Origin of the sequence: Agrobacterium leguminum, from assembly GCF_015704895.1 — a bacterium.
Taxonomy (GTDB): domain Bacteria; phylum Pseudomonadota; class Alphaproteobacteria; order Rhizobiales; family Rhizobiaceae; genus Agrobacterium; species Agrobacterium leguminum.
On record NZ_JADQWB010000012.1, the window covers coordinates 131512 to 139375 of the forward strand.

At 56.1% G+C, this 7864-nt stretch carries 8 protein-coding genes, 1 tRNA gene and 1 pseudogene; 6 read left to right on the plus strand and 4 right to left on the minus strand.

Going from position 1 to position 7864, the window contains the following annotated elements; genetic code table 11:
• Positions 1 to 88: 88 nt before the first annotated feature.
• Positions 89 to 2134 (minus strand): molecular chaperone DnaK, encoded by a 2046-nt coding sequence (dnaK, locus tag I3J13_RS17840; protein ID WP_196379619.1) that lies wholly within the window; start codon positions 2132 to 2134, stop codon positions 89 to 91.
• A 498-nt stretch (positions 2135 to 2632) separates the two neighbouring features.
• Here dnaK and I3J13_RS17845 point away from each other — a divergent pair, with 498 nt between their 5' ends.
• From I3J13_RS17845 to I3J13_RS17870, 6 genes are all read left to right on the plus strand, one after another.
• Positions 2633 to 2827, plus strand: coding sequence for a hypothetical protein (locus I3J13_RS17845; protein WP_196379620.1), 195 nt, complete (start codon positions 2633 to 2635; stop codon positions 2825 to 2827).
• A gap of 57 nt (positions 2828 to 2884) precedes the next feature.
• The gene (locus tag I3J13_RS17850) at positions 2885 to 3259 is read left to right on the plus strand and encodes an AtpZ/AtpI family protein (protein ID WP_196379621.1); all 375 of its coding nucleotides are present in this window, start codon (positions 2885 to 2887) and stop codon (positions 3257 to 3259) included.
• A 97-nt stretch (positions 3260 to 3356) separates the two neighbouring features.
• Complete coding sequence (locus tag I3J13_RS17855) at positions 3357 to 4322, plus strand: cation diffusion facilitator family transporter (RefSeq protein WP_196379630.1); 966 nt, start codon at positions 3357 to 3359, stop codon at positions 4320 to 4322.
• Positions 4323 to 4576: 254 nt separating this feature from the next.
• Positions 4577 to 5143: an HdeD family acid-resistance protein gene (locus tag I3J13_RS17860; protein WP_196379622.1), complete on the plus strand. Its 567-nt coding sequence runs from the start codon at positions 4577 to 4579 to the stop codon at positions 5141 to 5143.
• Positions 5144 to 5215: 72 nt separating this feature from the next.
• The gene (gene grpE / locus I3J13_RS17865) at positions 5216 to 5842 is read left to right on the plus strand and encodes a nucleotide exchange factor GrpE (RefSeq protein WP_196379623.1); all 627 of its coding nucleotides are present in this window, start codon (positions 5216 to 5218) and stop codon (positions 5840 to 5842) included.
• Between the two features lie 66 nt (positions 5843 to 5908).
• A complete protein-coding gene (locus I3J13_RS17870; protein WP_196379624.1) occupies positions 5909 to 6541 on the plus strand; it encodes a DUF1345 domain-containing protein in 633 nt (210 codons plus the stop codon).
• Positions 6542 to 6854: 313 nt separating this feature from the next.
• Here I3J13_RS17870 and I3J13_RS17875 read toward each other — a convergent pair whose 3' ends face one another.
• The 3 genes and pseudogenes from I3J13_RS17875 to I3J13_RS17885 all read right to left on the minus strand — a co-directional run bounded on the left by I3J13_RS17875 (position 6855) and on the right by I3J13_RS17885 (position 7814).
• Positions 6855 to 7127, minus strand: a complete 273-nt coding sequence (locus I3J13_RS17875; protein ID WP_196379625.1) for a hypothetical protein — start codon at positions 7125 to 7127, stop codon at positions 6855 to 6857.
• A pseudogene (locus I3J13_RS26060) lies at positions 7127 to 7681 on the minus strand (integrase core domain-containing protein); the annotation flags it as partial. The pseudogene I3J13_RS26060 and the gene I3J13_RS17875, both read right to left, overlap by 1 nt.
• Before the next feature lie 56 nt (positions 7682 to 7737).
• A tRNA-Met gene (locus tag I3J13_RS17885) sits at positions 7738 to 7814 on the minus strand.
• Positions 7815 to 7864: the final 50 nt, after the last annotated feature.

Genomic DNA, 7864 nt, shown 5'->3' on the forward strand with positions numbered 1-7864 from the left:
GAAACTGAACAAGTCATGATCAAGCGTTGCGAACCTGGCAACACCAGAGAAGGTGCGGAGAAGCCTGCGCCGCCCCGCACGCCTCCTGTCAATTGGCCTTCTTCTGTTCGTCGTCGATCTCGGTGTAATCTGCATCAACGACATCATCGCTCCCTGCAGATTGTGAACTCGAACCCGCCTGCTGCGATTGCGCATAGGCAGCTTCCGCCAACTTCATGCTCACCTGCTGAAGCGCATTGGCCTTCGTCGTGATCGCCTCGCCGTCATTGCCAGTCAACGCTTCGCGCAGATCGGACAAGGCGTCCTCAATCGACTTGCGGTCGGCATCTCCAAGCTTTGCACCGTGTTCGGCCAACGCCTTTTCGGTCTCGTGAACGAGCGCGTCGCCAGCATTCTTGGCCTCGATGGTGGCTCTTCGTTTCTTGTCTTCCTCGGCATGGGCTTCAGCATCCTTCACCATCCGGTCAATGTCCGCTTCCGAAAGACCGCCCGACGCCTGAATCTGGATACGCTGTTCCTTACCTGTTCCCTTGTCCTTGGCCGAGACGTTGACGATGCCGTTTGCGTCGATGTCGAATGTAACTTCGATCTGAGGGGTGCCGCGCGGCGCCGGCGGGATGCCCATCAGATCGAACTGACCGAGCAGTTTGTTGTCGGCCGCCAGTTCACGCTCACCCTGGAAGACACGAATCGTAACCGCATTCTGATTGTCTTCGGCGGTGGAGAAGGTCTGGCTCTTCTTCGCCGGCACGGTGGTATTGCGTTCGATGAGGCGGGTGAAGACACCTCCGAGCGTTTCCAGTCCGAGAGACAGAGGCGTCACGTCGAGAAGCAGGACGTCCTTGACGTCTCCCTGCAATACGCCCGCCTGGATCGCAGCGCCGATTGCGACCACTTCGTCGGGGTTGACGCCCTTATGAGGTTCCTTGCCGAAAATCTTTTCGACCACTTCCTGGATTTTTGGCATTCTGGTCATGCCACCGACAAGGACTACCTCACTGACATCCTTTGCGGTCAGCCCTGCATCCTTCAAGGCGCTCAGGCAGGGCTCGATGGTTCGCTGGACGAGATCCTCGACGAGGGACTCGAACTTGGCGCGTGTGATCTTCACCTGCAGATGCTTCGGCCCGGTGGCGTCTGCGGTGATGAAGGGAAGATTGACCTCGGTCTGCGTCGTCGTAGAGAGCTCGATCTTCGCTTTTTCCGCCGCCTCCTTGAGGCGCTGCAGGGCAAGCTTGTCGGTCTTCAGGTCGATACCCTGATCCTTCTTGAATTCGGACGAGATGTATTCGACGAGGCGCATGTCGAAATCCTCGCCACCGAGGAAGGTATCGCCATTTGTCGACTTAACCTCGAACACGCCATCGCCAATGTCGAGAATAGAAACGTCGAACGTGCCGCCACCAAGATCGTAAACCGCGATCTTCGACTGCTTCTTCTTGTCGAGTCCATAGGCCAGCGCTGCGGCCGTCGGCTCGTTGATAATGCGCAGCACTTCCAGACCGGCGATCTTGCCTGCATCCTTGGTCGCCTGACGCTGCGCGTCGTTGAAATAGGCGGGCACGGTAATGACCGCCTGCGTGATCTTCTCGCCGAGATTGGCCTCTGCCGTTTCCTTCATCTTCTGAAGAATGAAGGCTGAAATCTGTGATGGCGAGTAGGTCTTGCCTTCCGCCTCGACCCAGGCATCGCCGTTACCCGCCTTGACGATCGCGTAAGGAACGAGGCCCTTGTCCTTTTCTACCGTCGGATCGTCGTAACGGCGGCCGATCAGGCGCTTGACGGCGAAAATTGTATTCGTGGGGTTCGTCACGGCCTGCCGGCGAGCCGGCTGACCCACCAGTCGTTCGCCATCGGCTGTGAACGCGACGATCGAGGGCGTCGTTCGCGCACCCTCGGAATTTTCGATGATTTTCGTGTTCTTGCCGTCCATCACGGCAACGCAGGAGTTGGTCGTACCCAGATCTATTCCGATAACTTTACTCACCGTATGACTCCTCTGTTTGCTTCCGGTTTTGATGTTCGCCCCCGCACGGCCATGCGTCCGAAGGTCACCTCGCCTTGCCGCCAACTCACCCCCAGGTCGACGTCGCAGATCAGGATGCCGATCTGCGTTATCTATGCCTGTGCACATACGGCCATGCCGCCAGCCAGTTGGTACTGCCCGAATATCCCAGCAACACGCGTGCCAGTTTCCAACGCCTATAAATATCAATGATATACAGTCAATTTCGCATCAAAATCAGACAGGATGTCTCGATCATTTCAGACAAAATGTCCAAGGTCGAAGGGCGGATGATAACAGTCGGCAGTGAAGGGCGGCGAGTGCGCATGCTAGGCCGATGCTCGCGAGCCGCCTTTCAATCGGCGCGATTATGCACCGGAAAGGAAGCAAGGTTCGCCAGGAATACCGGGCGCTCGCTGAGGGAACCCGGTCCTGGCGCCGATTTGCGATACGGACAATATGTCCTCCGGCGGCCCGACATATTGTCGATGGGTCAGAAAACGGAAAATGCCATGCCTCTGTTTCGATTGAATATTATCCAGTTGGCACGCCTGTTGCACTTTGGGGCTGGGTGACGGTGAAGGTGACTGCCCGCGGCACATCGCCAAGATCAACGAGGAGGTTCCCATGCAAGAATATGATCTCTACATTAACGAGAAAAAGCCGGCCATTGGTCTCTACGTCCGTTCCGGAGCCAGCCTTCCCGACTTTGCTGATCCCAAGGAATGGATTTTCGACGGAACTTCAGCGCAGGATCTGTTGCCACCCGGCGTAGTCGAGGGTGTGGCTGCCGCAGGCCATGCATTTCGCGACATGGATTAACATGGGATTAATGCGGATTTTTCCGCATGGTCACGGATGATAAGAAGAGTTCAAAACATGCACGATGAACCATCTCTGCGTGAGACTACCGCAAAAGCGACCGGGGGTAGCCCCTCATTGGAAGAGCAAAGGCGCCGACTCGATCACGATATAGACGCAGCGAGGCACCATCATGCCGAACATGCCTTGGAAGCCAACGCCCTTGTCGCATCGGCCACGAGCGCATCGGCCATGGCATACGGTCTACGCCTGTCATCAGCCTTCGTTGGAGCAATCGTGGCGGGGGCAGTGCTGGGATGGCTGATTGACTACGCCTTCTCCGCCTCACCATGGGGCCTGATCACATGCCTATGCATCGGCTTTATCGCGGGGTTCTTCAATCTGATGAGAGTGGTGAACGAAAACAAGCCCAAGCAATCGGACCGCACCTAGACCGACGTGACGCCCCGGACAACCCCCGGAGAGCCTGTCCTCTCTTCGATCGAACATAGGAGTTCGTTTCGTGTCCGCATCCATTTCCGATCCGCGAATTCAGGGCCGGCACTCCTCAAGAGTTGCAGTTTATGCTGCACTGGCCGGCAACATCGCGGTCGCAATAACAAAGCTGTTTGCCGCGGCCATTACCGGCAGTGCGGCGATGTTCAGTGAAGCCGTGCATTCTGTTGTCGATTGCGGCAACGAAGCTCTCATTCTTTACGGTTACCGCCGCGCGGTTCGGCGACCGGATCTCGTCCATCCATTTGGATTTGGCCGCGAGCTCTACTTCTGGAGCTTCATCGTCGCTCTGATGCTGTTTGCTCTTGGAGCCGGCGTTTCAATCTACCAGGGCATTCACCATGCGATCGACCCTCACCCGGTCGAACACGCCCGGATCAGCTACATTGTTCTGGCACTCTCATTTGTTTTTGAAAGCGCGTCCTGGATGGTTGGCTGGCGGGCTTTCGCTAAGGCGCGTGGCAATCTCGGATTCTGGGCGGCATTCCGCCAAAGCAAGGACCCGCCAGCATTCATGGTGCTGTTCGAGGATACCGCCGCGCTGATCGGCATCATCATTGCCGCAATCGGTATCGCCGCAGCCGAAACACTCGACATGCCGGTACTCGATGGAGCTGCTTCCATCCTTATCGGTTTTGTCCTTGCGATTACCGCTGTCCTGCTTGCGATCGAGAGCAAAAGCCTTCTGATCGGGGAGCGGGCGACGCCGGCCCTCGTCGAGGCAATCTGTCGGATAGCCCAGAAAGAGCCCGGAGTAGTTCATGCAAACAGCGCCCTGACGGCGCAACTCGCCCCCGATCAGGCGATGGTTGCTCTCAGTATCGACTTCGATCCGACACTGTTCACGGAACAAATAGAAGCCTGCGTGGCCTCGATCGAAAAGAAGGTTCGCGCTGCTCATCCAGAGGTCGTGGCTCTGTTCGTCAAACCGCAGACGCTCGCCGAGTTCGAAAACGCCCGTTTGAAGAGATTTGGCAACTACAGGCTACCCGTGAAGTAACCTGAAGCTGCGGTGAAAAGACTGGCGCGCCGGGTATGCGATGCGTTCGCCATTTCTCGATGCCGCCGACATATTGTCCGGCTACAACCGACAATATGTCTTCGCAAAGGCAGAGGCCCCACCATCAAGGCTTTGCTTTCATTAAATTATTCAACTGGCACAGTCATTGCGTGGATATTTCCAGCCAGTTGCGGTTCGCGCTGGCAGGTTCAACCGCTTGCTCGCCGATACCCGACCTGACGAAGGAGGCGGAGATGACAACCATAACCAAGTTTCCCACTCGTGCGGAAAACTCTATCGTCTTGCGAAAGAAATGGGGGTGGTTTTTGCTCCTCGGTGTTTTGTTCATTGCGCTGGGCGCGATCGCGGCCGGCCACCTTTTCTATGCAACGATCGCGGCCGTTTTTTATGTTGGCGCTTTGATGTCCGCGGCAGGCGCATTGCAATTCTTTCACGCGTTCAGCGTCAGGAACTGGGGTGGTTTTCTCCTGTGGCTCGCCAGTGGCCTGCTTTATACCGCAGCCGGGATAGCCGCCTTCACCAATCCTGCATTCAGCTCGGTTGCCCTCACTCTGGTCGTCGCTCTTTTGATCACGACATCGGGCATCGTTCGCCTGATCCTGGGGTTGAGGGCCAAACCGGAAAAGGGATGGGGATGGGTCGTCGCATCGGGCACACTGACAATTCTGGCGGGACTGATGTTCCTGATCGGATGGCCATTCAATAGCACGTGGCTGCTCGGTCTGTTGCTGGCGATCGATCTCATGTTCCAGGGCGTGGCATTGATCGGCCTCGCCTACCAGCTCGGCACGATCACCTGACCCTTTCCCCACGCTCTGCATTCGCGGTGTCGCCGGGGCGGCCCAAATGAAAAACCACGACAGGATACTCCGATGAGCAACGACAAAACCCACCCTCATGAAAAGCAGATAAAGGACAAGGACACGTCCATTCACCCCGTTGAAGGCGACACCACTGCGCAAAACGAAGTGTCCGATGATCGTCAGCCCGCACCTGAAGTCGCCCCATCAAAAAAAGTCACGATCCTTGAAGAGGAGATCAAGCGTCTTCAGGATCGCCTGCTTCGTGCGTTGGCAGAGACGGAGAATGTGCGCCGCCGGGCAGAGCGCGATGTAAGCGATGCGAAGCAATATGCCGTCACCCAGTTCGCCCGCGACATGACGAGGGTAGCAGACAATCTCGATCGTGCGATTACCAGCATTCCGGAGAAACTGCGCCACGATGAAGGGCCGGTAAAGACGCTGATTGAAGGCGTCGAACTGACCGGGAAGGAATTGTTGCACTCGCTGGAAAAGCATGGCGTCACCAAGCTCGACCCTGAGGGTAAAGCATTCGATCCGAATTTTCACGAAGCAATGTTCGAGGCGGAAGATCCAAGTGTCCCGCATGGCACGGTCACGATGGTGGCCGAACCGGGCTACGCCATCGGCGCTCGTCCCTTACGTCCCGCAAAGGTCGCCGTCTCCCGCGGTGGTCCGCCACGTAAGCCTCAAAGTTGATTGCCGCCTCTCTTGAAAGCAACAAACAGACCACGAAACTTTGTTCGGTTGAATCGGGGATACCAAATGACGATCGGTAACAGAATAGCTCCGATACGCTTCCTGGTCTTTGCTGCGGCCCTTGTGTTTTCGGTCATCGTTGCTACAGCGTTGCATGCCGAGTGGAATATCGCTCTCCTTGTCGGGTTCGATGTGGCGACATGCGTTTTCATCGTGAGCACGTTTCCACTGCTTGACGACAGCCCTGAAGAAATTCGGACTGCGGCAAAGCGTAACGATGCAAACCGCGCAGGACTGCTCGCGATCACGGTGCTGCTTTGCCTTGTCGTTCTCATCGCAATCGGAACGCTGGTCGCCAGACCCACGACACCGGAATGGACGGATGTCGCTCTGATTGTTCTGACGCTGATATTGTCATGGCTCTTTGCAAATACGGTCTTTGCAATGCACTACATCCACCTCTTCTACTCCCAGGAACAGGGAAAAGATCTCGGTGGACTGGAGGTGCCCAATACTCCGAGCCCTGGATACTGGGACCTATTTTATTTCAGCTTCACACTGGGCATGACGTTCCAGACTTCGGATATCACGGTAACGGGTTGGCACATGCGTAAAGTCGTCCTGTTCCAATGCATGGCGGCATTCATTTTCAACATGGGCGTTCTGGCTTTCACAATCAACGCGCTGGGAAGCCTATGAATAAGCGGCCACGGCTCTTGTAAATTCCAGCCTGAATGCGACCGTCGGAGCGGAAATGGTGAGAACTGAATCCATTTCCGCCATTCAACAGAACAACCGATTTGGGCCGGGGGCGGACTGTTCGCTTCGGGAGACCAGCGATGTAATAGAAGCCATGGGCGCGGGCGACATCTACGACTGATTCCGCCCCCATTGCGGCCGTTCGGCGTGCTTTCGCTGCCATCTGAAAGTTACAATTCGTTCAAGTTTCACCCGACGACAGAGTTGGGGCCGTAAACAGACCGTGTAGTTGCCGCCAAAATACCGGACGGAATCAGGTTGGGATAGGTTGAGTGGCCTGCTTCACTCGCTTTGAGATTTCATTGATCATATTCTCTTCGCCAGTGATAGAAAGTCCAATATAGGTTTCTGCCTCAATGGTTATTGCGTTTCCCGCCAATTGTGCCTGAACTGTTTCGATTTCCTGCGATCCGGCGACGGCCCAATTCCGACTTTCGATTGATGCACCAAGCTGCCGCATGACTTCCATCACCGCCGCCCGTAGGTGCTGGTCATATTCCGGACCCAATATCACAGTTACCGTCATCAAATTGATCCAATGAATGAGGATTGGCGTTTCTTGTCGGCCGGGAATTCTTTTGGCGAGCGGTAGCCGAGAGCTTTATGCGGGTGAAAGCTATTGTAGTGCTCGAACCAGATCGGCAGTTTGTCGATGACGGTCTGCGCATCGGGCACGGGGTTGACCGAGACAATAGTCCCGCTTGAACGTTTTCACAAAGGCTTCGGCCATGCCGTTCGATTGCGGGCTTCGAACAGGTGTCGAGCGCGGTTCCATGCCGATATCACGCAACAGGGTTTTGGTGTCCTTGGCAACAAAACATGAGCCGTTGTCGGTCAGCCATTCGATTGGCTCCGGAAGGGTGTTGACGCGTCCGAAACGGCTTTCGACAGCCGTGATGACAAGGTCCTGCACGTCCTGGCTTTTGATCCCTTCGGTGGTCGCGACATGGCAATGGCCTCCCGGTCGCAGCAATCCAGCGCGAAGGCCACCCGGCCCTTCTCCTTGTTGTCGCAGCCGATCTCGAAGCCGTCCGAGCACCACCGAAGGTCTGATCTCTCGACGGACACCTTGCCATTATAGGATAGCGAGAAACAAAAAAACTCCCGTGGCGTTAGCTCCGGGAGTTTTAGATGTTTGGTTGCGGGGGCAGGATTTGAACCTGCGGCCTTCAGGTTATGAGCCTGACGAGCTACCGGGCTGCTCCACCCCGCGTTGATGGTTTTATTATAACATAAAGGCCGCATTTGCGGCCTTTTGATTTG